This is a genomic window from Phyllobacterium sp. TAF24 (genome assembly GCF_052113785.1).
In the GTDB taxonomy this organism is placed as follows: domain Bacteria; phylum Pseudomonadota; class Alphaproteobacteria; order Rhizobiales; family Rhizobiaceae; genus Phyllobacterium.
Window position 1 is genome coordinate 124230 of record NZ_JBFRDN010000001.1, and the last position, 26748, is coordinate 150977.

Annotated in this window: 28 protein-coding genes; 11 read left to right on the forward strand and 17 right to left on the reverse strand. The window is 56.4% G+C overall.

Features of this window, described 5'->3' with window-relative positions; genetic code table 11:
• Window positions 1-36: 36 nt before the first annotated feature.
• Complete coding sequence (locus tag AB4Y96_RS00630; RefSeq protein ID WP_441914982.1) at window positions 37-1017, forward strand: AraC family transcriptional regulator; 981 nt, start codon at window positions 37-39, stop codon at window positions 1015-1017.
• A gap of 28 nt (window positions 1018-1045) precedes the next feature.
• On the opposite strand, the gene AB4Y96_RS00635 is transcribed toward AB4Y96_RS00630, so the two are convergent.
• The 8 genes from AB4Y96_RS00635 to katA all read right to left on the reverse strand — a co-directional run bounded on the left by AB4Y96_RS00635 (window position 1046) and on the right by katA (window position 9234).
• The gene (locus AB4Y96_RS00635) at window positions 1046-1750 is read right to left on the reverse strand and encodes a 3-oxoacyl-ACP reductase family protein (protein WP_441915263.1); all 705 of its coding nucleotides are present in this window, start codon (window positions 1748-1750) and stop codon (window positions 1046-1048) included.
• Window positions 1751-1856: 106 nt separating this feature from the next.
• Window positions 1857-2441: a TetR/AcrR family transcriptional regulator gene (locus tag AB4Y96_RS00640; protein WP_441914984.1), complete on the reverse strand. Its 585-nt coding sequence runs from the start codon at window positions 2439-2441 to the stop codon at window positions 1857-1859.
• Between the two features lie 145 nt (window positions 2442-2586).
• Complete coding sequence (locus AB4Y96_RS00645) at window positions 2587-3153, reverse strand: hypothetical protein (RefSeq protein ID WP_441914986.1); 567 nt, start codon at window positions 3151-3153, stop codon at window positions 2587-2589.
• A 161-nt stretch (window positions 3154-3314) separates the two neighbouring features.
• Window positions 3315-4877 carry a glutamine-hydrolyzing GMP synthase gene (guaA, locus tag AB4Y96_RS00650; protein WP_441914988.1) on the reverse strand — a complete coding sequence of 521 codons (1563 nt, stop codon included), beginning with the start codon at window positions 4875-4877 and terminating at the stop codon, window positions 3315-3317.
• A gap of 308 nt (window positions 4878-5185) precedes the next feature.
• Window positions 5186-5824 carry a 5'-methylthioadenosine/S-adenosylhomocysteine nucleosidase gene (locus tag AB4Y96_RS00655; RefSeq protein WP_441915264.1) on the reverse strand — a complete coding sequence of 213 codons (639 nt, stop codon included), beginning with the start codon at window positions 5822-5824 and terminating at the stop codon, window positions 5186-5188.
• Between the two features lie 7 nt (window positions 5825-5831).
• Window positions 5832-6290, reverse strand: coding sequence for a TspO/MBR family protein (locus AB4Y96_RS00660; protein ID WP_441914990.1), 459 nt, complete (start codon window positions 6288-6290; stop codon window positions 5832-5834).
• 43 nt (window positions 6291-6333) lie between these two features.
• Window positions 6334-7623, reverse strand: a complete 1290-nt coding sequence (locus AB4Y96_RS00665) for an RsmB/NOP family class I SAM-dependent RNA methyltransferase (protein WP_441914991.1) — start codon at window positions 7621-7623, stop codon at window positions 6334-6336.
• Window positions 7624-7737: 114 nt separating this feature from the next.
• Window positions 7738-9234 (reverse strand): catalase KatA, encoded by a 1497-nt coding sequence (gene katA, locus AB4Y96_RS00670; RefSeq protein WP_091881071.1) that lies wholly within the window; start codon window positions 9232-9234, stop codon window positions 7738-7740.
• A gap of 146 nt (window positions 9235-9380) precedes the next feature.
• Here katA and AB4Y96_RS00675 point away from each other — a divergent pair, with 146 nt between their 5' ends.
• Window positions 9381-10310 (forward strand): LysR substrate-binding domain-containing protein, encoded by a 930-nt coding sequence (locus AB4Y96_RS00675; RefSeq protein ID WP_441914993.1) that lies wholly within the window; start codon window positions 9381-9383, stop codon window positions 10308-10310.
• Between the two features lie 406 nt (window positions 10311-10716).
• Here AB4Y96_RS00675 and AB4Y96_RS00680 read toward each other — a convergent pair whose 3' ends face one another.
• Both AB4Y96_RS00680 and AB4Y96_RS00685 read right to left on the reverse strand, forming a co-directional pair.
• Entirely contained in the window at window positions 10717-11142 is a 426-nt protein-coding gene (locus AB4Y96_RS00680; RefSeq protein ID WP_441914994.1) for an MAPEG family protein, read from the reverse strand.
• A gap of 55 nt (window positions 11143-11197) precedes the next feature.
• The gene (locus AB4Y96_RS00685; RefSeq protein ID WP_441914996.1) at window positions 11198-12097 is read right to left on the reverse strand and encodes a LysR family transcriptional regulator; all 900 of its coding nucleotides are present in this window, start codon (window positions 12095-12097) and stop codon (window positions 11198-11200) included.
• A 104-nt stretch (window positions 12098-12201) separates the two neighbouring features.
• On the opposite strand from AB4Y96_RS00685, the gene AB4Y96_RS00690 reads away from it, so the two are divergent.
• The gene (locus AB4Y96_RS00690; RefSeq protein WP_441914997.1) at window positions 12202-13260 is read left to right on the forward strand and encodes an SDR family oxidoreductase; all 1059 of its coding nucleotides are present in this window, start codon (window positions 12202-12204) and stop codon (window positions 13258-13260) included.
• Between the two features lie 274 nt (window positions 13261-13534).
• On the opposite strand, the gene AB4Y96_RS00695 is transcribed toward AB4Y96_RS00690, so the two are convergent.
• From AB4Y96_RS00695 to AB4Y96_RS00705, 3 genes are all read right to left on the reverse strand, one after another.
• Window positions 13535-14074, reverse strand: a complete 540-nt coding sequence (locus AB4Y96_RS00695; RefSeq protein ID WP_441914999.1) for a DinB family protein — start codon at window positions 14072-14074, stop codon at window positions 13535-13537.
• Window positions 14075-14090: 16 nt separating this feature from the next.
• Window positions 14091-15596 carry an IMP dehydrogenase gene (guaB, locus tag AB4Y96_RS00700; RefSeq protein WP_091881079.1) on the reverse strand — a complete coding sequence of 502 codons (1506 nt, stop codon included), beginning with the start codon at window positions 15594-15596 and terminating at the stop codon, window positions 14091-14093.
• Window positions 15597-15772: 176 nt separating this feature from the next.
• Window positions 15773-16192 carry a lysozyme inhibitor LprI family protein gene (locus AB4Y96_RS00705; RefSeq protein ID WP_441915001.1) on the reverse strand — a complete coding sequence of 140 codons (420 nt, stop codon included), beginning with the start codon at window positions 16190-16192 and terminating at the stop codon, window positions 15773-15775.
• Window positions 16193-16371: 179 nt separating this feature from the next.
• Here AB4Y96_RS00705 and AB4Y96_RS00710 point away from each other — a divergent pair, with 179 nt between their 5' ends.
• The gene (locus tag AB4Y96_RS00710; RefSeq protein ID WP_441915266.1) at window positions 16372-17679 is read left to right on the forward strand and encodes a chloride channel protein; all 1308 of its coding nucleotides are present in this window, start codon (window positions 16372-16374) and stop codon (window positions 17677-17679) included.
• Here the strand turns inward: AB4Y96_RS00710 and AB4Y96_RS00715 are convergent.
• Window positions 17676-18659 carry an MBL fold metallo-hydrolase gene (locus AB4Y96_RS00715; protein WP_441915002.1) on the reverse strand — a complete coding sequence of 328 codons (984 nt, stop codon included), beginning with the start codon at window positions 18657-18659 and terminating at the stop codon, window positions 17676-17678. The genes AB4Y96_RS00710 and AB4Y96_RS00715 overlap by 4 nt on opposite strands.
• Window positions 18660-18910: 251 nt before the next feature.
• Here AB4Y96_RS00715 and AB4Y96_RS00720 point away from each other — a divergent pair, with 251 nt between their 5' ends.
• A complete protein-coding gene (locus tag AB4Y96_RS00720) occupies window positions 18911-20311 on the forward strand; it encodes an MFS transporter (protein ID WP_091881084.1) in 1401 nt (466 codons plus the stop codon).
• Window positions 20312-20315: 4 nt separating this feature from the next.
• On the opposite strand, the gene AB4Y96_RS00725 is transcribed toward AB4Y96_RS00720, so the two are convergent.
• The 3 genes from AB4Y96_RS00725 to AB4Y96_RS00735 form a co-directional block, all read right to left on the reverse strand.
• Window positions 20316-21023, reverse strand: coding sequence for an RlmE family RNA methyltransferase (locus tag AB4Y96_RS00725; protein ID WP_441915004.1), 708 nt, complete (start codon window positions 21021-21023; stop codon window positions 20316-20318).
• 20 nt (window positions 21024-21043) lie between these two features.
• Entirely contained in the window at window positions 21044-22504 is a 1461-nt protein-coding gene (locus tag AB4Y96_RS00730; protein ID WP_441915005.1) for a Ppx/GppA phosphatase family protein, read from the reverse strand.
• A 183-nt stretch (window positions 22505-22687) separates the two neighbouring features.
• On the reverse strand, window positions 22688-23287 hold the full coding sequence (locus AB4Y96_RS00735; protein ID WP_441915007.1) for an NADPH-dependent F420 reductase: 600 nt from the start codon (window positions 23285-23287) through the stop codon (window positions 22688-22690).
• 124 nt (window positions 23288-23411) lie between these two features.
• Here AB4Y96_RS00735 and AB4Y96_RS00740 point away from each other — a divergent pair, with 124 nt between their 5' ends.
• The 6 genes from AB4Y96_RS00740 (at window position 23412) to AB4Y96_RS00765 (ending at window position 26629) form a co-directional block, all read left to right on the forward strand.
• On the forward strand, window positions 23412-24341 hold the full coding sequence (locus AB4Y96_RS00740) for a LysR substrate-binding domain-containing protein (protein ID WP_441915009.1): 930 nt from the start codon (window positions 23412-23414) through the stop codon (window positions 24339-24341).
• Between the two features lie 244 nt (window positions 24342-24585).
• Window positions 24586-24852 (forward strand): hypothetical protein, encoded by a 267-nt coding sequence (locus AB4Y96_RS00745; RefSeq protein WP_091881090.1) that lies wholly within the window; start codon window positions 24586-24588, stop codon window positions 24850-24852.
• Window positions 24853-24893: 41 nt separating this feature from the next.
• Window positions 24894-25034, forward strand: a complete 141-nt coding sequence (locus AB4Y96_RS00750) for a hypothetical protein (RefSeq protein WP_175540610.1) — start codon at window positions 24894-24896, stop codon at window positions 25032-25034.
• Window positions 25035-25538: 504 nt separating this feature from the next.
• Entirely contained in the window at window positions 25539-25736 is a 198-nt protein-coding gene (locus tag AB4Y96_RS00755; protein ID WP_091881092.1) for a hypothetical protein, read from the forward strand.
• Between the two features lie 50 nt (window positions 25737-25786).
• Window positions 25787-26059: a hypothetical protein gene (locus AB4Y96_RS00760; RefSeq protein ID WP_091881094.1), complete on the forward strand. Its 273-nt coding sequence runs from the start codon at window positions 25787-25789 to the stop codon at window positions 26057-26059.
• Window positions 26060-26419: 360 nt separating this feature from the next.
• Window positions 26420-26629, forward strand: coding sequence for a cold-shock protein (locus tag AB4Y96_RS00765; RefSeq protein ID WP_091881096.1), 210 nt, complete (start codon window positions 26420-26422; stop codon window positions 26627-26629).
• Window positions 26630-26748: the final 119 nt, after the last annotated feature.

A 26748-nucleotide genomic window follows, 5' to 3' on the forward strand; every position in this document is an offset into this window, starting at 1 on the left:
AATCCGCATTATCTTTGCAATCGTCCGGAATGAACCATGGATCCACTCTCAGACGTGCTGTCGGTGCTGAAACCGCACAATTACATGTCCGCTGGCTTTGATGCTGGTGGAGACTGGTCGATCGCGTTTCCTGACCAGCATGGCAGTATCAAATGCGGCGCCGTGGTATCAGGCTATTGCTGGCTTTCGGTGGAAGGGTTTGCCGGGGCCGTACGCCTCGACGCGGGAGACTGCTTCCTGTTGCCCCACGGGCGACCTTTCCGCCTCGCGAGTGACATCACACTATCTCCGGTTGAGGCAAGCACAGTTTTTTCTACTGCGCGTAGGGGTGTTGTTGTCCTGCACAATGGCGGCGGGGATTGTTTTATGGTCAGCAGCCGCTTTGCTCTTACCGGCAATTATGCCGACCTGCTGTTACGGATGCTGCCGTCCATCGTCCATATCCGCAAGGATTCAGATCTGGCGGCGCTGCGCTGGCCGGTGGAGCGAATGATGCAGGAATTGCGCGAACGGCAGCCGGGTGGTTTTCTGATCGTGCAACACCTTGCCCATATGATGCTCATTCAGGCGCTGCGGCAGCATCTGAAGGAAGGATTAAATGGAGGGGTTGGCTGGATCTTTGCCCTTGCGGACAAACAGATGGGCGCGGCGATCACTGCCATGCACGAGGACCCCGCGCATCGCTGGACATTGCAGTTGCTGGCCGAACGTGCAGGCATGTCCCGCTCAACCTTTGCCCTGAAATTCAAGGAGGCTGTCGGGAAAGCGCCGATGGAATACCTTACGCGCTGGCGCATGGTGCTTGCCGCAGATCGGCTGGAAAACTCCGGCGATCCCGTTTCCGCTATTTCCCTATCGCTGGGTTACGAATCCGAAAGCGCCTTCAGCACCGCCTTCAAAAGGACCATGGGCTGTTCGCCACGGCAATATGGCCGTGGCCGGAAACCGATTTCCGCTTCGAACAAGGAACGCGGAGCCGCCTATATCAATCAGCCCGAACCTCTCGCGGCTGAATAGTCGCGGCTTGCAATATCCCGCCGAGCCTTCAAAGCACATATCCACCATCAATGGTCAGGCTGGCGCCTGTCATATAGGCAGACTCATCGCTGGCGAGATAGGAGACCAGACCCGCGATCTCATGCGGTTGGCCAACACGCCCAAGAGGAACCAGAGATTTCACCCTCTCCAGATGATCGGCTGTCATGTCCGTCTCGGTAGGCCCCGGCTGAACATTGTTGACAGTGATTGCGCGCGGCGCGAGATCAAGCGCGATCCCCTTCACCATGGTCGCCACGGCTGCCTTGGTCATCGAATAGACACTGGAGCCGGGAAAACCGGTGCGAATGGCGGTGTTGCTGCCGATGGTAATAACGCGGCCGCCATCAGTGAGCCGAGGCGCAGTCGCCTGAATTGCCACAAACACGCCGCGCACGTTGACATCAAGCATGTGATCGAGTTCCTCAAGGCCGAAAGTTTCGACAGAACCCAAGCGTAGAACACCGGCATTGACGACGATGATATCGAGCCGGCCAAACCGGTCGACGGCCTGCGCAACGGCATTCTGAATCGCCCCGGCATCGGCACTGTCTGCCTTTATGGCCAGAGCCTTGCGGCCAATCGCTTCAACAGCTTCGACGGTTTCTGCTGCCTTGTTTTCCGCGGATGCATAGGTCAGGACGACATCCGCACCATCTTCGGCCAAACGGCGGACAATGGCTGCGCCAATCCCGCGAGATCCGCCGAAAACCATCGCGACCTTACCCAACAATTTGAAATTCTCACTCACAACTCTCTCCATTATTGACTGATTGATCCATAATTAGACAAGCAGATGCGCCTTCGTGTTCAGATGGCGCTCAATCTATTTTAAGTCTGTCCACGGCGAAGTGTGCGAGGGCGTGCAAGGCATCAACACCCGCGCCGCTACGTGCGGCAAGCTGCAATCCGGTCATCGTCATCTGGATGAAGCTGGCCGCATCCTCGACGTTCACAGTCGGATCGATCTCACCTCGGGCCTGGCCTTCGTGCAGACGCTCAACCAAAGAGGAAAAGAGAACGGGTCCGACTTTAGCCCGAAGCTCTACAAGGGCAGAATCACCAGTACCAAACTCGCTGGCGGCACCCACTCCCATGCACCCCATGGCTCGCTGACCATCGTCTTCGGCGATCAAGCCAAGCAGCAGCGCTTCAATCCCGGCCAGAGGCGACGCCGGACCTTTCAGCCGTTGCAGATGACCCGACGTGGTGCCCTGCTGATAGCGTTCCAGCGCCTCAAGATAGAGCGCCCGCTTGTCGCCAAAAGCATTGTAGAGGCTTTGCCGACCGATCCTCATCGCGACGAGAAGGTCTTCCGTCGAGGTCGAAGCATAGCCTTTCGCCCAGAAAACGCGCGTAGCGCGCTCCAGTGCCAACTCCCGATCGAATTCCCTTGGTCTTGCCATGATAAGTGGATTAACAATTATGGACTGATTAGTCAATAATTTGCTGCCCTCCCCCTCCACTATCGATCACATCCACTCATATCGAGCTTGTTCTGAATGATTGTACCGGGGTAACAGTCAATTATCTCGACTCGGTCGCCGGCCTTCAGTTGAATTGGATGATCCTGTTCAGGTTGGGATTTGGATTTACCGCGGCACGGATTCGGGCAGCCACGTTCGGCGCCACGGTTTTCAAATAGTTTGGATTCTGCAGGTAAGTCCGAATGGCTTCCGCCATCAATTCTGCCTGCGCGTCGGCGCCGAAACAACCCCTCTGTTCAGGCCCGAAGTCTCGATATTCAAGCCTATCCGATGGATCAACATCGCGATTAACCTGTCTTGCTTTATTCAGCTCGGGATTGTTGCAATCATTGTACACGTGCCGAAGTTCATCGTTGATATCGTCCTGATTGATCGCCGATATCATTTCATCCGAGTCATTGCGGCACGGCTGGCCCGCTCTGTGGTCTATGATGTGTCCTAGCATATGGACCCAAATACTGCTGACTGACTTGGCATCAAATTGGTGCAAACAATCAAGTTGCCGCCGAAAGGGGCAGTTAGGGAAGAGGTATTGACCTTCGGCAGATTCAAAGAACGCGCGGAGGTGTTCACCTTCGGCAGTTTCAAAGAACGCGAGGATATGCTCCCCCTGCGCATCATCGTTTGCCATACTCTTGCTCCGTGTTGAACACCCCGAACAGCACCAGATAACTCATCACTCGACCTAACGAGTTAAGGTGCTTGTTGAATCTCGTCGATTACTCTCATCAGCGGACTGATCGCTCCTCGATCATTTTAAGAGACGTGCGCTTCAGAAGACAACCGACAGCCTCACTCCCACTCGATTGTGCCCGGTGGCTTCGACGTCACGTCATAGACAACGCGGTTGATGCCCTTGACTTCATTGATGATGCGGGTGGCCGCCTGACCGAGGAAGCTCATGTCGTAGTGATAGAAATCCGCAGTCATACCATCAACAGACGTGACCGCACGCAGGGCACAGACGAACTCATAGGTCCGGCCATCGCCCATGACGCCGACGGTCTGCACCGGTAGCAACACAGCAAAAGCCTGCCAGATCACATCATAGAGACCGGCCTTGCGGATTTCATCGAGATAGACGGCATCGGCTTCACGCAGGATTTCCAGCTTTTCGCGGGTGATACCGCCGGGGCAACGGATCGCAAGGCCGGGACCGGGGAACGGATGACGGCCAATGAAGCTATCGGGCAAGCCGAGTTCCTTACCGAGAACGCGTACTTCGTCCTTGAACAGTTCGCGCAGCGGCTCGACCAGCTGCATGTTCATGCGTTCAGGCAGACCACCGACATTGTGGTGTGACTTGATCGTTACCGAGGGGCCACCGGTGAAGGAAACGCTTTCGATCACATCAGGGTAAAGCGTTCCCTGAGCGAGGAATTCCGCACCGCCAAGCTTCTTGGCTTCTTCTTCGAAGACTTCGATGAAAAGACGGCCAATGGTCTTGCGCTTCTTTTCCGGATCGGATTCACCTTCCAGCGCACCGATGAAACGATCCTGTGCATTCACCAGAATGAGCGGCAGGTTGTAATGTTCACGGAACATGGCAACCACATCGGCGGCCTCGTTCTTGCGCATCAGGCCATGGTCAACGAGGATGCAGGTCAGCTGATCGCCGACGGCTTCGTGGATAAGCAATGCGGCAACGGAGGAATCAACGCCGCCTGAGAGCGCGCAGATAACCTTCTTGTCGCCAACCTGTTTGCGGATCGCCGCAACCGCCTGTTCGCGATAGGCGGACATGGTCCAGTCGCCCTTGATGCCAGCAATGCGATGCACGAAATTCTGCAAAAGCTTGGCACCATCGGGCGTGTGCACGACTTCCGGATGGAACTGTACGGCGTAGAATTTCTTGGCTTCGTTGGCGATGGCCGCAAAAGGTGCGCCTGTCGATGTACCGACAACCTTGAAACCATCGGGAATGGACACGACTCGATCGCCATGGCTCATCCAGACCTGATGCCGTGTCCCCTTGGCCCAGACGCCGTCAAACAGGGCGCATTCTTCCTGAATATCGAGGAACGCACGACCGAACTCGCGATGATGGCCGCTTTCAACCTTGCCGCCAAGCTGCGCGCACATGGTCTGCTCGCCATAGCAAATGCCCAGAACCGGAATACCCGCATCAAACACACCCTGCGGTGCGCGCGGGCTGCCGATATCGACAGTGGAATGCGGACTGCCAGAAAGAATGACTGCCTTCGGCTGAATACGCCTGAATGCTTCGTCTGCGGATTGGAAAGGAACGATCTCGGAATAGGCACCAGCTTCGCGCACGCGGCGTGCAATCAGCTGCGTTACCTGGCTGCCGAAATCGACGATGAGGACTGTATCGGGATGAGTGGGAGTGTTCATGGCGGGCCTTTAAAGCAATTGCTGAGTCGATGCAATGGGTCACCCCACCACACATCGATGCGGATTTGATTTGTTCACAATTTGGGTGGGTTTGATCTTGTGCGTGGTGGTGACACCCCATCACTCGGTCATCCTCGGGCTTGACCCGAGGACCCATGCGAGGAGCCGCTGTAGCCCTGCTCGTTTGAGCATCTTGGCCGTGGGTCCTCGGGTCAAGCCCGAAGATGACGGAGAGGGGTGTCTTTGCATCCTCACTCTCCCTCATGGTTGTTATGTCGAACCACGCACGAAGCACATTTCACAAAATATCAGAGAACGATCTTACCACCCGCAATCGCGGCCCCCATGGCCTCAACAGCCAGAGCGAGCTTTTCATCGATCACGTGCAAATATTCAGTCCAGTCGCCCACATGGCGCAGTTCTGCGGCGCCGTCGGAAATGCCGCGCAGTCCGATCAGCGGCAGGCCGAAACGCTGGCAGGCGCGCAGGATGGCAAAAGTTTCCATCTCAACCATATCCGCATCGATCAGGTCGTAGGCGCTGCCCGAGACGATGTTCGCGCCGGTGGAAAGTGATGCTTCTTTGACACCCGGAATGCGCAGCGGCAAAGGCACGGTCACCGGCAGATCGAGAAAGGGCGTGGCACCTTTGGTAAAACCAAGCGGTGAGGCATCCATATCGCGATAGGAGACACTTATTGCCTGATAGACTTCGGTCTGCTCCAGTGTGCGCGACCCGGCCGAGCCGAGGGACACAACGAGATCGGGAACAATGCCGTCCTTTTCTAGCGCCGCAAGATTGGCGGCGAGGCTGACGGCTGCTTCCACCGGGCCGACGCCGGTGATCAGCGGCCGGAACAGCCGTTGCAAGTGGTGCCCATATTCCGCATCCACAGCCATGACAAAAAGCACTTGCTTGCCACCAATGGCGGCCAGTTCATAAGGCAAACTCATATCAGACTACCGGGTTCAGCAGGTAAAGCGACACATTCAGCAGTGTGGCAAACGCCACCCAGAGAAGGTAGGGAATAAACATGATCGCCGATGGTCTCTCCGCTTCCCACGTCACCCGGATGAAGCCGATGATCGAGACCAGCAGAAGTGCGATCACCAGCAGCGCCAGTCCCATCTGCTGGAAACCAAAAAATGTCGGCGACCAGAGAAAATTCAGGACGAGCTGCGCCCACCAGAACCGCTGGGCGGATGTCAGGTCAATATCCCAGACCCGCCAACCGGCGATGGCAATGAGAACGTAAAGGATGGTCCAAACCGGCGGGAAAATCCAGTTGGGCGGATTGAAGGAAGGTTTTGCCAGACCGGCATACCATTCGCCCGGCAGCGTTATATAGCCGATGGCGAGGCCGCCACCGATGGTGAGCACGAGAAACAACAGAAATCCTACAGACCGGGACATGGGTAGACCTTTCCTGCCGACAGTGTCGCGGATGGTTGTACCGTTATTTCTCGCGTCTGAGAACTGAAATGAAGAAGCCATCTGTCGACGTGGATAATGGCGACAGGATCGTGCTGCCGTCCTTGAACAGCGGATCGAGATTATCGCTTACCGAAACAGCTTCCTGCCAGAGCGGAGCAGTATCCACGGACGCGTAGCCGGGATTGGCAGCAAGGAACGAGGCGACCTGCTGGCCATTCTCCGGTGCAAACAGCGAACAGGTGATATAAACCAGCCGTCCGCCCGGCTTCACATAGGCCTTGGCCGCATCAAGCACTTCGCGCTGTTCCACTTCGCGCCGTTCCAGCTGCTGCTCGCTCAAACGCCATTTGGCATCGGGCCTTCGCCGCCATGTACCCGAACCCGTGCAGGGTGCATCGACCAGAACGAGATCCATCTGGCCTTCAAGCGGGGCAAGTTCGCTGACATTGGCATGGGCCTGCGCATTGCGCACCCCTGCCCGCTTCAGCCGGTCGAAAATCGGTGCAAGACGCGCGCGTTCCGCATCATAGGCATGAATTTGTCCCTTATTGCCCATCTGGGCTGCAAGGGCGAGCGTCTTGCCGCCAGCACCGGCGCAATAATCCAGAACCTGCTCGCCCGGCTTGGCATTCGAAAGCTTTGCCGCGATCTGCGAGCCGAGATCCTGCACCTCGAAAAGACCGCGCTGGAATGCCGGTTCCGCCTGTACATTCGGGTGGCGGCCCATGGCGCGCAAAGGCGGAACGCGCACGGCAGTCTCAAGCAGCGGTGCCGCATTGGCTCCGGCACGAACCAGTTCCTTCAGCACCTTCTCGCGGTCGGCTTTCAGCGTATTGACACGCAAATCAACGGGCGGGCGGTCGCTGAGTGCAGCTGCTTCACCAACCCAGGCATCGCCAAAAATCGCCTGAAAATGCGGAATGGTCCATTCCGGTACGTCGGCGCGGATATGATCCGGCGCGTTGGAAAGGTCACGCGCCTGCCAGATTGCCATGCGGTCAGCTTCAAGCGGTTCAGGCGCAAACTTGTCACCCTCAAGCGCGGCATTGATTTCGTCAATGACCAGTTCGGCATCGGACAGGAGCACACCAAAGGCGATATGGCGGGCTGCATCGCTGTCCATGCGCCAGCCGAGCGACAATTTACGGCGCAGGGCATCATAGACGATATTGCCGATAACAGCGCGATCCCCGGCACCGGCAAAGCGATGCGACAGGCCCCAATCCTTGAGCGCATCGGAAGCCGGGCGTTTGCGGGTCTCTATATCATCAAGTACTTCGATTGCCGCCTGCAGGCGTCCGCCAAGTCGCATGGAAATTCCTTCATTAGATCTACCGGCATCGCATACATGGCAAAGCCAATAAAAGAAAGCCGGAGCGTGATGCTCCGGCTTTCACTTTACTCAACAAAGTACGTTCAGCCGTGTTTACTCGGCTGCGGCGTGCTTTTCTTCGTTGGAAATTGCATTGGCTTCATAGCCATGCGCTTCCTTGAGTGCCGCACGCACACCGGCTTCATACTCAGGATGAACCAGCTTGAAGTGCGCCAGCTGGCGCTCGATGATAGCGCCGGGAACGCCGCCCATTGCCGCAGCGATGTTGGAGAACAGACGCGAACGCTGCCCGGCATCGAACAGATTGAACAAAGCCGTTACCTGACCATAATCATCATTGCCGATGCGATGGTTGTAACGGTCCGCACTGCCTGACAGGGCCAATGGCGGCTCTTTTGCCGAAGGCTGCTCGACAGCACCGGAGAAGCTGTTGGGCTCGTAGTAAGCATCCACATTGCCGGTCTTCTGGCCAACGAAATTCATCTGGCCATCCTTGTGATAGTGATGCACAGGGCATTTCGGCTGGTTAACCGGCAGGGCTTCGTAATGTGTACCGAGGCGATAACGATGCGCATCCGCATAGGAGAACACGCGCGCCTGCAGCATCTTGTCTGGCGAGTGGCCAATGCCGGGAACAACGTTTGAGGGCGAGAAGGCCGCCTGTTCGATCTCGGCAAAATAGTTGTCGGCGTTGCGGTTAAGCTCCATGACACCGATTTCAATTGGCGGGAATTCACCATGCGGCCAAACCTTGGTCAGGTCGAACGGATTGTAGGAGGTCTTCTCAGCGTCGGCTTCGCTCATGATCTGGACCTGAACAGTCCATTTCGGGAACGCGCCGCGTTCAATGCCGCCAAACAGCTCTTCCTGATAGGTTTCGCGCGACTTGCCGATCAGCGTTTCAGCTTCGGCATTGGTATAATGCTTGTGACCCTGCTGAGTCTTGAAGTGGAATTTGACCCAGAAACGTTCGCCCTGATCATTCCAGAAGGAATAGGTGTGCGAGCCGTAGCCGTTCATATACATCGGCGCGACTGGCAGACCGCGATCAGACATCAGGATTGTAACCTGATGCAGGCTTTCCGGCGACAGCGACCAGAAATCCCACATGGCGGTGGCCGAACGCATATTGGTGCGTGGATGACGCTTCTGCGTGTGGATAAAGTCAGGGAATTTCAGCGGATCGCGGACGAAGAACACGGGCGTGTTGTTGCCAACCAGATCCCAATTGCCTTCGCTGGTGTAGAATTTCAGCGCAAAACCACGCACGTCGCGCTCGGCATCGGCTGCGCCGAGTTCGCCAGCAACTGTGGAGAAACGCAGCAGCAGCGGTGTTTCGGTACCCGGCTGCAATGCCTTGGCCTTGGTGTAGCGGGAAATATCGCCGGTGATTTTCAGCGTACCGAATGCGCCCCAGCCCTTGGCGTGAACAACGCGTTCCGGGATACGTTCACGGTTCTGGTGGGCAAGCTTTTCAAGCAGCTGGTAGTCGTCCAGAAGAACAGGGCCGCGTTCGCCGGCAGTTCTCGAATTCTGATTGTCTGATACCGGTGCACCGGCAGTAGTTGTCAACGTCGGACGGTCAGCCATTGGCTTCTCCCTTGAATTTCGTGTTCTGACACTATTTCAGAATCGCAGGGCACCATGGCCTACTGCGATCTCGCCGCTACCATAGAACTATTCCAATCATAGTTTCCAATTGAATTTAGAATTATTATTGATAGGATTTAGTTATCATGTTTTCAGTCCGGCAAATGCGCTATTTCGATATCCTCGCCACCACTTTGCACTTTCGCAAAGCGGCGGAACTCGCGCGTATTTCTCAGCCCGCGCTCTCGGCACAGATCGCCGAAATGGAGCAGCGGCTCGGGACAACCCTGTTTGAGCGGACGCGCCGCACGGTTGTGCTGACCGATATGGGCAAACGGCTTCTGCCGCGGGTTCGTGGTATTCTGAACGGCATCCGCTCGCTGGAAGAACTCGCCTCGCAGCGGCGCGGCATTTTACAGGGGCGCCTGCGGCTCGGGATTATACCAACCATTGCGCCCTATCTCCTGCCGATTCTCATCCCGGAACTGCGGGCGACCTATCCTGACCTGACTATCGAATTGCGCGAGGCAGTGACATCAAAACTCGTCGAGGATTTGCGTCTCGGCGATCTCGATGCGCTGATCGCCGCCCTGCCGATCGACAGCGAAGGCGTGGTTGCCAAACCACTGTTCCGGGACCGCTTTCTCATCGCCACCTCAAGCAACGACATCGACATTCTCACATCTCCGATGACGCAGGAGAATGTGGCGCTGGAGCGCCTGCTGCTGCTGGAAGAGGGCCATTGCCTGCGCGATCAGGCCTTGGCAGTCTGCACCAGCGTCAAGCAGCGGCAACTGGTCAATTACGGCGCAACCAGCATGGCAACCCTGCTGCAAATGGTCAGCCATGGCATGGGCCTGACGCTGATCCCCGAGATCGCCGTGCGCACGGAAGCCAGCCGCAACAATGTGCGCATTATTGCTTTTGCCGATCCCGAACCTTCGCGGGAGATTGGCCTGATCTGGCGCAGGCAAAGCGAGCGGCGCGATGATTTTGAGGCTTTAGCGGCCACGATTGTCGATTGCGGCCAGCGATTGCTGATTTCAGCCGATGAGCTGGATGATTTGGCTGCCTGAGGGGATTGGCGGGTATTGGTTGTGGTTCGTGGTTCGACATAACAACCATGAGGGAGAGGGGTGATGAAAGGGAGCTAAATTCTGCCCCTCTGTGATCTGCAATCTTTGCGGTTAGCCCTGCATCCACACTCTCCCTCATGGTTGTTATGTCGAACCACGAACCGCGAACCGGCGGCATTCACCCCCCTCTGTCCTGTCGGACATCTCCCCCACAAGGGGGGAGATCACATTGACATCAACGCCTTTGCACAACCGGAAGCGTTGCAGATTGTGCAAAGACCGTATTGAAGGCTGATCTCCCCCCTTGTGGGGGGTCCGAAGGACGGGCGAGACCCGTGGCTCGCCCCGGTAGTCCGACAGGACAGAGGGGGGTGACGTCTCACTCCAAAAGTGGAGTGCTGGCGGATCAAACCGGGGCAGGTATAGCCAGATGCAGGGCGAGCATGACCCAGAGAACACCGTTGAGAATATAGCCAATGGTGAAGATGGGCTGGCGAAGTTTCAAACTGTTTGACGTGACATGCACGAATGTGTGGGCAATGCGTGCTGCCACAAACAGCCATGCCACGATAACAGCAAGGAATGATGCGCCGTTGACCACGTAAAGTGAAATGCACACGGCATAGAACAACACGGGCAGTTCATAGAGATTGATCAGATTGCGGATCACCGTGGCGCTGGCCTCTGGCTCTTTCACTGGCACCTTGAAATCGCGCGCCGATGCCTGCCCGCTGCTGACAGCCTCCATCCGGCGCAGAAAAACCAGCCCGTAAACAATGTAGATCAGGGCTGTCAGAGCGATCATTGGCCAGAGTATTGCTGTTTGCGACATGGTTTCCTCCATCGTTGACGCATCTTACGTCTACGTTCATTTTTTCCGCAACCTGTTAATTCAGACCGGGAATTTCCGTCAGACTTGCGGCGAGATGATCAACAAAGGCGCGCACTTTGCGCGGCAGAAACGTTGCCGATGCATAGACCACATGAACATCCATCGGCGCATAGCCATAGGCGGGCAGAACCCTGACAAGAGTGCCCTCGTCAAGGAATTGCCGGATCAGCGGCACCTGCGCTCCGCCAATTCCCAACCCTGCGCACAGGGCCTGATTGAGCACGAAGGCATTGTTGGCGAGAAAGCTGGATTTAACCGGCACTGTGATCGCACCCTCAGGACCAATCAGGGGCACCGCCTCCCCCTGTGGCGACCAGATGAACCTGACATGCGGGTGCTCTGACAATTCCTCCGGTGTCGAGGGATTGCCGTATCGTGCAATGTAATCGGGCGAAGCCACGAGAATGCGTTCGAACGTGGCAAGCTTGCGCGCCACCAGCCCTGATGATGCCAGCGCGCCGAAGCGAATGGCGACATCGACACCCTCGGCCACCAGATCGGCAAAGCGGTCATCAAGGATGAGTTCGACGGTCAAATCCGGGTGTTGCCGCTGAAAATCGATAAGAACAGGTGCCAGATGCATCTGGCCAAAGCCAACAGGTGCATGCACACGAAGATTGCCGCGAATGGCCGTGGCAAGACCGGCCACCTCCTCTTCTGCCTCCTCAACCGTCTGCAGGATATGCCTCGTCCGCTGGTAATAGGTTTCGCCACTTTCCGTCAGAGCCAGCTGGCGGGTCGAGCGGTGCAGAAGCCGCATCTTGAGATGGCGTTCCAGCGCAGCCACCTGCTGGCTGACCGCAGGTTGTGTGAGGCCAAGTTCCCGCGCCGCAGCCGACAATGAGCCAAGCTCCGCCACCCGCATAAAGGTCTTCATCGCTGTGAACCGGTCCATACATCACCTCAAAGATATTCTTATGAATGATATCATCACAGCGCATCTACGCAAATAGCTACGAATGAATGATGATGCAGCACCAACGAAATGGAGCTGATGGAATGACGGAGAATATCAAGAAGGCCGTAATTGTGGGTGCCAACGGCATTATCGGCGGCAATCTCATCGCGCATCTTAAAGAACTTGGTGACTGGGAGATTGTGGGGCTGTCGCGGCGGGGCGGTAAAACTGCGGGCAAGCTCAGCCACATCGCGGTCGATCTGCTCGACGCTGATGATGCCAAGGCAAAGCTCGCGCACCTGACAGATATCACGCATATATTTTACGCGGCGTATCAGGATCGCCCCACATGGGCCGAATTGGTGCCGCCGAACCTTGCCATGTTGGTAAATGTCGTGGGCGCTATTGAACCTATAGCACCCAAGCTTCAGCACATCAGCCTGATGCAGGGCTATAAGGTCTACGGTGCGCATCTCGGTCCATTCAAGACCCCGGCCCGCGAAAGCGACGCCAATCACATGCCGCCGGAATTCAATATCGACCAGCAGGATTTCCTTGAAGCCTTGCAGAAGGATAAAAGCTGGACATGGTCAGCCCTGCGCCCGTCCGTGGTGGTTGGATTTGCATTGGGCAATCCGATGAACCTTGCATCGGTGATCGCGGTCTATGCTTCGATGTCGAAGGAACTTGGCATTCCCCTGCGTTTTCCGGGCAAGCCGGGCGCCTATGACAGCCTGCTCGAAATGACCGATGCCGGACTGCTCGCGCGGGCAACAGTGTTTATCGCCACCAATTCGGCCAGCGGCAATCAGGCCTACAACATCAACAATGGCGACCTGTTTCGCTGGAGTGAGATGTGGCCAAAAATTGCCAAATTCTTTGATCTCGAAGTTGCCCCGCCCCTGCCGATGTCACTGAATGTAGTGATGGCTGACAAGGAACCACTGTGGGACAGTATGATCAGGAAACACGGTCTCACCGATGTGCCCTACAAGGATGTGTCCTCATGGGGATTTGGCGATGCGGTGTTCGGCTGGAATTATGATTTCTTCGCCGACGGCACAAAACTGCGCCGCGCCGGATTTCATGAATATATCGATACGGAGGAGATGTTTTTGCGGGTATTCCGGGATTTGCGGGAGCGGAAGATTATTCCGTGACTTTCAAATACTGTTTGCATCAACATCGTGCGTGGTTCGCCCTTCGACAGGCTCAGGAAGCTCACCATGAGGGACTGGGGTGGGCTGCAATGATAGTCGCCAACGTTGCAGGATGTGACTCCCTGCAATCTTCACTCTCCCTCATGGTGAGCCTGTCGAACCACGGTATTTGGTTCTGTAACCTCTTTGATGTTCAGGCATTTGATCGATGGAAAGATGGCACCACTCTTACCCTCCCCCTTGTGGGGAGGGGGTAAGAGCGGCACTTACGCTCTCACCCCGTAAAAGGCTCATCTTTCCGCCGGGGCATATCATAATTCAGGAAAAACTCGTCGAGCTGCGGCGGGGGCACATTTGTTCCCGCCAGCATGGCATGGGCCTGACCCCGGTGATGGATCTGGTGGATGAACAGATGCGACAGGACAAGCTGTAAAGGTTCCTCAGAAACCGCGCCATCATGCCATTCGATGGATATGATCCGGTTGAGATCGGATGCGCTCAGGCTGTCGCAAAAAGCAATAAGTTCCGCATCGAAAGCATCCTGTGCTTTCTTCAGATCAATGAGTTTGGGAAAAGGAATATCGCCGACAAGGCTGATGTTCCTACGCCCGATACCTTTGATGTCGGCCATATAGATATGGTCAACGATAAGGTTGTGGTTGAGCGTCATCTGGATCGATGGGAAGAAACTGGTGCGCTCCTGCGCAAACTCGGCATCGGTCAACCCTGCACAGGCACCAAGCAGCCGGTTGTTCGACCAGGCGCTGTTGCGCGCCATGGCCAAGAAGTGGTCGCGGAGGGTGTTGTCAGACATGGCCTCCGCGCCTTTGTCAGTTGCCGCCCGGATAGTTGGGGCTTTCGCGGGTGATCGTCACATCGTGGGTGTGGCTTTCACGCAGACCCGCATTGGTGATGCGCACGAATGTTGCCTTTTCGCGGAATTCTTCAAGGTTTTTTGCACCGACATAGCCCATGGAGGCACGAAGACCGCCAGCGAGCTGGTGCAGCACGCCCGATACCGGACCCTTATAGGCAACCTGACCTTCGATGCCCTCTGGAACCAGCTTTAGCTCGTCCCGCACCTCAGCCTGGAAATAGCGATCTGCCGAACCGCGTGCCATGGCGCCAACCGAGCCCATGCCGCGATAGGCTTTGAACGAACGGCCCTGATAGAGATAGACCTCACCGGGGCTTTCTTCGGTGCCTGCAAGCGCGGAACCGGCCATGGCAGCGGAAGCACCGGCAGCAAGCGCCTTGGCAAAATCGCCTGAATATTTGATGCCACCATCGGCGATAACAGGAACGCCTGATTTGTGGGCCGCTTCAACCGCCGACATGACAGCCGATAGCTGCGGTACACCAACACCGGCAACGATACGTGTGGTGCAGATGGAGCCGGGTCCAATACCGACCTTGACCGCATCGGCGCCCGCATCAATCAGCGCCTGTGTGCCAGCAGCCGTCGCCACATTACCGGCGATGATCCGCACGGCATTGGACATTTTCTTGGCGCGGGTGACTGCATCCAGAACACGCTGCGAATGGCCATGGGCCGTATCAATGACGAGAACGTCGACGCCGGCAGCAATCAACCGTTCGGCGCGCTCAAAGCCGTCTTCGCCCACACTGGATGCAGCGGCAACGCGAAGGCGGCCCTGCGCATCCTTGGCGGCGTTCGGGTTAAGCTGCGACTTTTCCATATCCTTGACGGTGATGAGGCCGACGCAATGGCCCTTGCCGTCAACAACCAGCAGTTTTTCGATGCGGTGTTGATGAAGAAGCCGTTTGGCTTCCTCGTGCTGAACATTGTTCTCGCGCACGGTGATCAGGTTTTCGCGCGTCATCAACTCGTAAATCTTCTGCGACGGGTCCGAAGCAAAGCGCACATCGCGGTTGGTCAGGATACCAACAAGACGGCCGGGCTTGCGGCTGCCTTCGCCGCCATTCTCGACGACGGGAATGCCCGAAATGCCATGGGCACGCATCAGCGCCTGCGCATCGGCAAGGGTTGCATCCGGGCCGATGGTCACAGGATTGACCACCATGCCGGATTCGAACTTCTTGACCTGACGGACCTCTTCGGCCTGCAATTCAGGGGTGAGATTGCGATGGATAACGCCCATGCCGCCAGCCTGTGCCATGGCAATCGCCAGACGCGACTCGGTGACCGTGTCCATGGCTGCGGAGAGCAGCGGCAGGTTGAGTTCAATATCGGGAGCAATGCGGGTGCGAATATCGGTCTGGCCGGGCATGACCTCGGAGTGACCCGGCTGAAGCAGGACATCGTCAAATGTCAGTGCCAGCGCGCCTGTCGCGGATTCTACGATTTTTGCCATACCCAATTCCTTAAAAAGCGACAAGCGCACCACGATGGCGGTGCGCCGAGTCAGTAATGTTCAGGTGAATTGGCACGGGCTGGTAACATGGATATGTCGGTTTGGAAAGGTGGAAACGTATTTATTCCGCAATCAGTAATAGGTGATCACCCGCTAGGGGTGGATAAAAACCGCCCCTACTGCCCATAATATTGAAGTTCCTTGATGCGCGCACGCACCGCATCCACATTCATTGCTTCAATATCGATGCTGACAATTGTGCCCCGGTCGGCACGCCAAGGGCCATCATTGGCCTTGATCTGGGCTTCGCGCCACGCCACCCATTTGCGCTGGGCATCGCGGATCTGTTTGGCAGACTCTGGATCAACCGAAGTGAGAACTTTCTTGTAGACTTCGTTCAATTGCTTGTCGTAGGCCACGAACGCCTGATGCGTGCAATCAACCATACCTGCGGTTGTTTGCCCCTCCGGTTTGGCCAGACATTCATTGGCGGCCTTATCGATTGGATCGACCTTTTCTTCCGTCGATGCGGCAAAAGCCGGAGCCACGGCACCCAGTGTCAGCGAAACACAAAGTAAAGCATAGAATCGTTTCATGGCGTCCTCCTTGTCCCGGCAAATTGCCCTATGCATCTTGGCAAGAAAAGGGCGAATTGTTGAGACTGGCCTGATGTTTTCGCCCATGTTAGGACGAAACATCCCTTCTGCTGTTTGATATTGGAAATCCAGTGCGCCCGATTTACCGAAAAGTTTCCGTCCTGCGCCGGTCGCGCGCCATGTGGGGCAATACCCGCGTCTGGCGGCCACGCCTCGTGTTCTGGGCGGGTGCAATCACCATCGGCGTTATCAGCGTGCTTTTTGCCAAACTGGCGGATCTTGCCCAACAATCGTTCCATGGCGTGATCGGCACCAGCGACTGGACCACCTATCTGCCGCTGATCATTACGCCGCTGGGATTTGTGTTCTGTGCCTATATGGCCTTCAGCTTTTTTCCCAACGCCCAAGGCAGTGGCATTCCGCAAGCCATTGCCGCGCGCCATCTCAACGATCACGAAGATCGCGTCAGACTGCTGTCCTTGCGTATGGTTTTCGGCAAGATTCTTCTGACTGTTGTCGGGCTGTTTTCGGGCGCCTCCATTGGCCGTGAGGGTCCGACTGTACAGGTTGGTGCATCGCTGATGCTGCAGGTGGCGCGCTGGGGCGGCATGGCGCAGGCGCGCGGTCTTATTCTGGCCGGTTCCGCCGCCGGTATCGCTGCCGCCTTCAACACGCCGCTTGCGGGTATCGTCTTTGCCATCGAGGAAATGGGCCGCTCCTATGAGGCCCGCACCAATGGTCTGGTTCTGACCGCCGTCATTCTCTCCGGTCTGGCTGCTATCGGGCTTGTGGGCAACTACACCTATTTTGGTGAATCGGTGGCGGCAACCACCGGCTTTTCCGACTGGCTGCTGGTTATTCTGTGCGGTGTTGGCGGCGGTGCATTCGGTGCCTGTTTCAGCGCGGGTGCGGTCAAGGCACTGCGCCGGATCAAGCGCTGGGCCGCGCCTGACCCGTTTCGCCGGACACTGTTGCTGGCTGCGGTGTGCGGCTTTGCCGTTGCGCTGATCGGGGTGGCATCAGGCGGGACAACCTTTGGCACCGGCTATGAGCAGGCGCGCGGCGCTGTGGAAGGCCATGCCCTGCCCTGGTATTTCTTTCTGGAAAAACTGCTCGCCAGTTTCCTCTCCATGGTATCAGGCATTCCCGGCGGTATTTTTGCGCCATCACTTTCCGTCGGCGCAAGTTTTGGCAGTTCAGTTGGTCTGCTTACCGGCAGCAATATCGGCCTTGCGGCGGTACTTGGCATGGCCGGATATTTCGCCGGTGTCGTGCAGGCGCCAATGACGGCCTTTGTCATCATTCTGGAAATGACCGGCAGCCACGACAGCGTGATCGCCCTGATGTGCACGTCGATGCTCGGCTACGGCACGGCGCGGATTATCTCGCACGAACCGCTCTACCATGCCCTGTCACGGGTGTTCATTGCCGATACGATCCGGCGCAAGCGCGCCGAAGCCGCAGCGGCAATACCGGAACAGCCTTAAACGTCGAACTGGTAGGTCACCGGCACAAAGCGGTAGCCGCTTCCAAGCCGTTCAAGATAACCGGCTGACGGGAACGGCATGTGATAGCCGATGAATGGCACCCGGTCGGTGGCGATCATGTCGAGAACCCGCTTGCGCGTTTCGATGCCCTTTGCCCTATCCGTGTCAAAAGCGACCTCCCATTCGGGATGCTGCAAGGCAGCGACATAGTGATTGGCTGTGTCGGCTGTTAGCACCACTCGCTTGCCTGCGGATTCCACGTGGAAAATCATATGGCCGGGCGTATGCCCATAGGCTGCTTCACTGGTGATGCCGGATACGATGGCATCGCCAGCCTTGATGAACGTGGTTTTTTCGGCCAGCGGCTTCACTTTGGCTGCAACACCTTTGGCACCTGCTTCTGCGGGTGTGCCCGTTCGCGCCGGATCGGTCCAGAAATCATATTCGATCTGCCCGGCGATATAACGTGCATTGGCAAAGCCCGGCGTGTCGCCATTCATCAGACCGCCGATGTGGTCGCCATGCATATGGGTGGTGACAACCATACTCACTTGATCCGGTGTGTAACCCGCCGCTTTCATATTGGCTTCCAGCTGGCCAAAACCATTATCGCGACCAGCAGCACCAAAACCGGTATCGAAGAGGATTAGCTCACTGCCCGTATTGATGAGAACCGGAGCAAAGCCGTTGACGAATTTTGTCTCCGGCAGGAAGTTGGCGCGCATCAGTTCGCCGACCTTCTCCTGCGACTGATCAGCGCCAAAGGTGGGAAACGGACCATCGGAGAGGCGCAAGCCATCGAGAAGCGTGGTGATTTCAAAATCACCCAGTTTGAAACGCTTGAAACCCGGTGACTTCGCACCAGACAACGGGACCGCTGCCGTAGCAGGCTCTGACATAACCTGCGACATAGCCAAGCCTCCAGCAATCGCGCTAGACGCAAGAAACAAGTCGCGACGGGAAATTTCATAGGGGGTCATAGGGGGCATCTCCTTCAGGCAGTCTTGGGTTCTGCGGTTGAGATTTAGTCCGGGCAACGCTGCGGCTGGCGAACTGTTCCGTTCTGAATAGCGGAAAATCTGATCGCGCCGGATCACATCTGATTGATCGGTGCTTGAGCACCCGCCACACTGGTGATATCGCAGCGCCAGCAAGGGTTGTTTTTTGAGTGTGAGTCCCGCGACGGACCCCGATTGCTGACGAAGCCCTTTACTGAGAACTGGAATTCATTGTGAATCGCATTGTTCCGCTCGTGCTCGCTGTCGCCCTGTTTATGGAGCAGATGGACTCGACTGTCATATCGACGTCCCTCCCCGCCATTGCGGCGGATATCGGGACAAGCCCGATTGCCCTGAAACTGGCATTGACCGCCTATCTCGTCTCGCTTGCCGTCTTCATCCCGGTCAGCGGCTGGATGGCCGACCGTTTCGGCGCAAAGAATGTGTTTCGTGCGGCCATTGTCGTGTTCGTGCTGGGCTCGATTGCCTGCGCCGTATCGAATTCGCTATTGGCTTTCGTTATCTCGCGCTTCGCGCAGGGTGTTGGCGGTGCCATGATGACACCGGTTGGGCGGCTTGTGCTGGTACGCTCGACCCCACGCAGTGAACTTGTCGGCGCCATGGCGTGGTTGACAGTCCCTGCCCTTGTCGGCCCGCTGCTTGGACCGCCCATTGGCGGATTCCTGACCACCTATTTCACCTGGCACTGGATTTTCCTGATCAATGTTCCCATCGGCTTGCTTGGCATCTGGTTCGCCACCCGCTATCTGCCTGACGTGGAAACGCTGATCCAGCGCAAGCTTGATGTGCCCGGCTTCTTCCTCAGCGGCATTGCCGCGTCCGGCGTTGTGTTCGGCCTTTCCGTTGTCAGCCTTCCTGCCTTGCCGGTCTGGGTCGGAATAACAACGCTTATTATCGGGCTGATCTCGACGGTGCTTTATCTCATTCATGCCAAGCGCACGCCGGAGCCGCTGCTGGCGCTTGATCTGTTCAAAAATCAGGTATTCCGTGCGTCGATATTCGGGGGAAGCCTGTTCCGTATCGGCGTCGGCGCGACACCGTTCCTGCTGCCGCTGATGTTCCAGATCGGTTTTGGCATGACGCCGTTTCAATCGGGCCTGATCACCTTTGTGTCGGCTGCTGGTGCCATCGGCATGAAGCTGGTTACCAAGTGGTTTTTCCGTAAAACAGGTTTTCGCAATGCGCTGATGTGGGGCTCGCTGGTCGCTGCAAGCTTTATCGCCATCAATGGCTTCTTCACACCGCAGACGCCAACAGCGCTGATCATCGTTCTGCTTTTGGTTGCTGGCTTTTTCCGGTCTCTGTTCTTCACCGGCACCAATGCGCTTGCCTATGCGGAAGTGCCGAATGAACAGACCAGTCTGGCAACACCTATCGCATCTGTCGCACAGCAAATATCCATTGCGCTTGGCGTGGCGGTGGCTGGCGGCATTCTTGAAGTTTCGACCAGCCTGCACGACAGGCCATTGGGATTGGCCGACTTCCACACGGCATTCTTCCTTGTGGCAGCCATATCATCGCTGGCGTTCTTCTCGTTTATGCCGATGAAGCCGGATGCTGGTGCCGAAGTATCGGGCCATTACCCGCCCGCCAAGCCCGCACCTGCCGAATAGAGGATCAGGAACGACCCTTGAAATCGCGTGCGAGCAGATAAAGCTCGACCGACTCCGCGCGTGATGCGGGCGGCTTGACGTGATGCACGGATTTGAAGTGCTGCTTGAGCAGCGTCAGCACTTCATTTTCCGTACCGCCCTGAAAGGTCTTGGTCAGAAAATGGCCGCCGGGACGCAGCACGGAAACCGCAAAATCCGCCGCCACTTCGCACAGATGTGTCGTGCGGATATGGTCGGTACGGCGATGACCCGTGGTCGGGGCTGCCATATCAGACAGGACAATATCCGGCTGACCGCCAAGCGCTTCGATCAGTTTGTCCGGTGCTGCGTCATCGAGAAAATCCATCTCAAGCAGCGTCACGCCCGGCAAGGGATCGATGTGCAGATAGTCGATACCGACAACCGTCGGCGCGTCCTCGGGAGAGCCGACAATACCAGCGGCAATCTGGCTCCAGCCGCCGGGGGCGGCACCCAGATCAATGATGCGCTGACCCTTTTTCAGGATCTTGTAGCGGTCATCGATTTCGATCAGCTTGTAGGCGGCGCGCGAACGATAACCGTCCTGCTTGGAGCGCTGCACATAGGGATCGTTGATGTGACGTTCCAGCCAGCGGCGTGACGATTCCTTGATCGTGCCAGCCTTCTTCTTGATCTTGGTATGAAGGCCGCGCGTACCCGTGCCGCCGCGCCCGCCTGTTGTTGTCTTAGCCATTGGGAAATTACGCCCCTCTTTTACGCGACATTGGCGCGAAACCATCGATTGCGCCACGCGCCATCGCGCGACATGAGTTCAGTCAAAATACCTTCGCGCAGGCCCCGATCAGCCACGCGCAGTTTCTGGCTGGGCCAGACATTGCGAATTGCATCGAGAATGGCGCAACCGGCAAGAACAAGATCGGCACGATCAGCCCCGATGCAGGGATTGGCAACCCGCTCGTCAAAGCTCCACGATAGAAGCCTGCTGGTCATCTCGGTCACATCATCATTCTGCATCCAGATACCATCGATGCGGCGCCGGTCATAGCGGTCGAGCCCCAGATGGATACCGGCAAGCGTGGTCACTGTGCCAGACGTGCCAAGCAGGTGGAAATTCTGGCTGTTCACCAGATCACCGAGTTTATGGCGCTCGGAGAAATCATTCAGCAGTTCTGCCACATGATTGACCATGACAGCGAAATTATCCGTCGTTACATCGCGGCCGCCAAAACGTTCGGCCAGCGTGACAACGCCCACAGGCAACGATGTCCACGCAATGATGTGCTCGGCCAGACGCGGCGAACGCCGTTCCGATACGTCGATCAGGGCAATTTCCGAGGAACCACCACCGATATCGAACAGAACAACCGCATCGGTTTCCCGTTCAACCAGCGTGCCGCAGCCCGATACTGCAAGGCGGGCTTCGGTCTGCCGATTGATGATTTCGAGATCAAGACCAGTCTCGTGCTTGACCTGCCCCAGAAACTCCGCGCCATTTTCCGCCTGACGGCAAGCTTCCGTCGCGATGAGACGCGCCTTGCGTACATCATGGTTTTCCAGCTTGTCGCGGCAGATTTTCAGCGCTTCGATAGCGCGGCTCATGGCATTGGGGCTCAAACGTCCGGTTGCACCAAGGCCTTCGCCAAGACGAACAATGCGCGAAAATGCATCAATGACGCGGAACTGGCCGGGCCGCGTTGGTGTTGCGACCAAGAGGCGGCAATTGTTGGTGCCAAGATCGAGCGCCGCGTAGAGCGGAGCGCCCGCATATTTCGGTTCGCGCCTGACATTATCCTGTTCCGCAGGCTTTGCCTGATTGCTCGGTGTTACAGTCGCGGCAATAACAGCTTCCGGCTGTTTCGCACCGGAACGTCCACGACGTCTGCGGTTCGGACGGCGTTTCTTGCCTGTCTTGGCCTGCGCAACGGTACCTGCTTCTCCGACCGGGTGCGCCGAAGCTGCAACGGCAACAGCATTCTCTGTCGAAACAGCACCATGTTTCGACTTGCCACGCCGACGGCGGCGCGCACGTTTCTTGGGGTTTTTGTCGAAGCGTCCTTCTTGGGAATCAGGCTGGCTCTCCTGCGTCTGTCGCGCAGAATCCCCTTGTGGCCCGGGTCCGTTCTTGGCGGGATTTGTAGTGCCGTTTGACACCGAACCACCGCCAGACGCCCCTTCATTCGACGCTTTACGGGCGTCCGATTCGGGGTCTTTCAAAATCTTATCCTTCGGGCGCCGCGCGAACCTCTGGAGGACGCAGGCAAGGCGCTTGTTCATTAACGTTGAAGCCAATGTAACATTATTTGCCGAATATAAAAGTACCCGAGGGAAATTAGCCGGTGATGACAGGGCGGAGAGCCCTGAAAGGGCCCGCTCATGGAGCAGGCCCTTTGACAGCGATCAGCCAAATTTAACGAGGTTATGGATAACAAGCGGACCGCCGGGGAAACCCGCCATCTTCTCGCCCACTGCCAGACTGCCAAGATCAAGTGCAAAGAATCCAAGCTTTTCAAACAGGGCAGCCACCTTGGCTTTGGCGTCCGCATCGTCGCCCGAATAAAACAATACGCGCTTGCCACCTTCGGCTTTCGGGTCAGCGGCAAGCAGGGCAGCGGTCAGATGGTTGAGCGCCTTGACCAGTTTTGCTCCGGGAACGAGATCGCCAACCACTTCGCTCGACAGACGTCCTTTCAGATCAAACGGCTTGAATTCAGGTGCCTCAATGGCATTGTTGGCATTGATGACAATGCGGCCATTCCATGCGGGCAGACCGGCAAGTGCTTGCGGCAGTTTCGTCCAGTTGACGGCAATCAGAACAATGTCAGCGCTTGCCGCCTGTTGCACTGTACCCGCTTTGATGGACGGTCCGATTTCGCCGACCAGTTCTTTGAGTGAATCCGGTCCGCGGCTGTTGGAGAGAGTGGCTTCGATCCCGGCGCGCGCCAATGCCCGTGCAAAAGCCGAACCGATCAGTCCCGAGCCAATAATACCAATGCTCATGATGTTATTTCCTTTGATGTCGTGAACGAGTGAAGTTGCATGGGCTGAATATGGTCCGTTCATTCATTGACGATAAGCGAGTAATGGCTTTAAGTATTTTCAAGTATCAATTGAAAGTATCGACATGGAAACCTTGACCAATCTGGAGTCCTTTGTACGCAGCGCCGAGTCTGGCGGCTTCTCGGCCGCAGCGCGGGGGCTGAAACTGACACCCGCAGCGGTGAGCCGCAATGTGGCGATGCTTGAGCGCAATCTTGGTATCCGGCTGTTTCATCGCAGCACGCGAAACTTGACGTTGACGGAGGAAGGCGAGCGCTTTCTGCAGGCTATCAGGACGAACCTTGATAATTTGCAGGCAGCAATTGCCGACATTTCAGCCCAACGCGACGAACCTTCAGGCGTGCTCAAGGTGAGCATGAGCCCGACGCTCGGTATTGGCTTTGTCATGCCGTTGCTCCCTGACTTCCTCAAGCGCTTTCCGTTGATCCGGCCTGAATGGCATTTCGAAAACCGGCAGGTGGACCTGATAGGCGAAGGTTTTGATGCGGCTATCGGCGGCGGCTTCGAGCTTTTGCCCGGCATGGTGTCGCGTTCGCTCGCGACGCTTCATCTCATTGCCGTTGCCTCACCCAGCTACATGGAGGGGCGCGTATCTCCGACCGATCCGGTGGAGCTTGCCAATATGGACGGAATTGTCTTGCGTCGGGACAGCACAGGACGAATACCCGTTCGAATGCTGCGCAACAGTGCAGGAGAGGAAAAGCCGGCACATATCAGGGAAAGGATTGTCGTCAACGATCCGGCGGCCATGCGGCAGGGAGCACTGCTTGGTCTCGGGGTTACGATTCTTTCGGCGCCGGTTGCCCTGCCTCTTCTGAAGAGCGGCAAACTTGTTCGGCTTTTGCCTGATTGGTATGTCGATGCCGGACCGGTGTCGATCTATTATGCCAGCCGCACATTGCTACCGGCAAAGACGCGGGTGTTCGTTGATTTTATTGCCGAGGCATTCCGGCAAGGCAGGCTGACAGAAAGTTTTGCCGGTGTCCTTGGCTGAAGGTGTTTCCGGACGAGACATCCGCAATTATGCCTTAAATGATGACGATTGTTTTGCTGTCGCCTTTTGGATATCCTTGGTTCAGATTTGGCTCTTCGCGGCGTCAGAGGTTCCCGGCCCGCCAATCTCATTCCAAAGCGGCGACGGGTTTAAACGTTGCACGACGACTGATCTCCGGCACCCGCCGGGATGAGAACACCGCAGGTCAGCTTTCGCTGCTTGCCACTTCCAGAGGAGGGTTGGCATGTTCACGCGTACGACACATTCCATCGTCCACTTCAACGCACCATTTGCGCTGAAGGGAGTGGACAAGACATTGCCCGCAGGGGATTACGACATCGATCAGGATGAAGAGCTGATCGACGGCCTGGCCAGGGTTGCCCACCGCCGCGTTGCGACCTTCATTCACGTTCCATCCCGGTCATCAAAGCTCAGCACCCGGCAGGTTTTCCCGATTGATCACTTTGATCTGGAAGCAGCGCTTCTTGAGGATCAGTCCCGCCCCGAATAAATCTTCCCGTCCAGATTACAATCAACAAAAGGAGAACCACCATGGCTAAAGGTCAACAGCGCAGCAACCGTGAAGTGCGCAAACCAAAGAAGGACAAGGCTGAGGTGAAAGCCGCTGTTCCGTTTGCAAGCTCCATTGGCAAACAGACTGAGGTTATTGGCAAGGGCAAACCCAAGCCTTAAGGGCCTCTCTCTTATCCAACAAACCATTGTTCAGGTGCGGCGCGATTGTGATGATCGCGCCGTATTGTTGCGGTGAACGTTGGGTTGTGGTTCGACAAGCTCACCATGAGGGGCTTGGGTGGATGTAACGCTAATCACCAACGTTGCAGAACTTGGCTCCCGCCATCCCACCCAATTCCGTCATCCTCGGGCTTGACCCGAGGACCCACAATTTAAAAGCGTCAAGTTTCAGATTTGTTGAATTTCCTTTGCCATGGGTCCTCGGGTCAAGCCCGAGGATGACGGAGAGGGGTGATGTAACGGAGCCAAGTTCTGCGACCTTGGTGATTAGCATTACATCCACACTCTCCCTCATGGTGAGCTTGTGGAACCACGAACCACGCGCAATGCCCATTCAGCCCCGCAACCCGAAACACGCGTCAAGAGTAAAATTAGAACAAAACAGGAACAAATTCCTTTTCAAGGGTTCCCGCTTGTGGCATTCTTTCTGAAAAGGAGATTCCGATGAACGCCATATTGAAACAACCGGAAGACGAAATCGATGAAGCCTTGGCTTACCATCAAGGGGACACGCGCGCGACGATAGCCGCACTTCTGGCCGAGCGGGAGTTCCTGCTGCGCGAGATCGAATATGCCTCTCTGGCCATGTCCTATGGCTTTGCACGGGGCTGGACGCCGGGACACAGCAGGAATGCACGATAGACTTGTGGAGCGTCGCGTGCGATGATTGTGGCTCAAAAATGCGAGACACGATGAAACATAGTCCAAAACAATTGCCTGAAGTTGGTGTCCGTCCGAAGCGGGTCCTTAGTCCTTCGGAACAGAAAAGTCTGGCCACAACCGCTGCCGCATCCGCCATTATCAATGACGAGACTGCAAAATGGGAAAACAAGACCGCACGCCTGAAGGCGCTGCGGCTGGCCAAGGAAGCGGAAGAAGAAGCTGAAAACGCTTTAAAACCGGCCAAGAAGCCTACGAAAGCCAAGGCGAAGGCAAAGGTGACGCTGGCAACCAAGGGTAAGTAACCCGACAGCAATTCATAACGCATTGACGCGGTCTTTTAAGCCGCGGCTGGATCAATTTATCAGAATGCAGACGTGCTTGCCCCATGAAGAATGGTTGCCAGCATCACTCAAATATTGCGCAGTAAAAGCATCCAATATAGCCGTTGAATCAGGCTAAGTTTTTATAATTAAATTATTTTTTCCGGCGCAGCATTGACGAAATGATCTTCAGGCCCTATGTAAGGCCCATCGGTATTTGGTAGTTTGTTTTTAGTTTTATTGCGCCAACGCGCTCTCAACGATCCTTCTTCAAAAATCGAGCTAAAACTGTCGGGCGTCGCCCGGTAGGTCACCAAAACATATTCCTTGAAAGGGTTCATTATGAGCACTGGAACAGTAAAGTGGTTTAATTCCACAAAGGGCTTCGGCTTCATTCAGCCAGACGATGGTTCGGCAGACGTGTTCGTTCACATCTCCGCAGTTGAGCGCGCTGGCATGCGCAGCCTCAATGACGGTCAGAAGATCAGCTTCGAGCTGGTTCGTGACAACAAGTCCGGCAAGATGACTGCTGACCAGCTTCAGGCTGGCTGATATAATTCGTCTTCGCGGTCTTTGACCACGGATGTACTGGCACTGATAGCCAAGATGAATTTGAGAAGGTCGGGTTTTCCCGGCCTTTTATTTTGTCGTTTTGATGATTCCCGTTACGA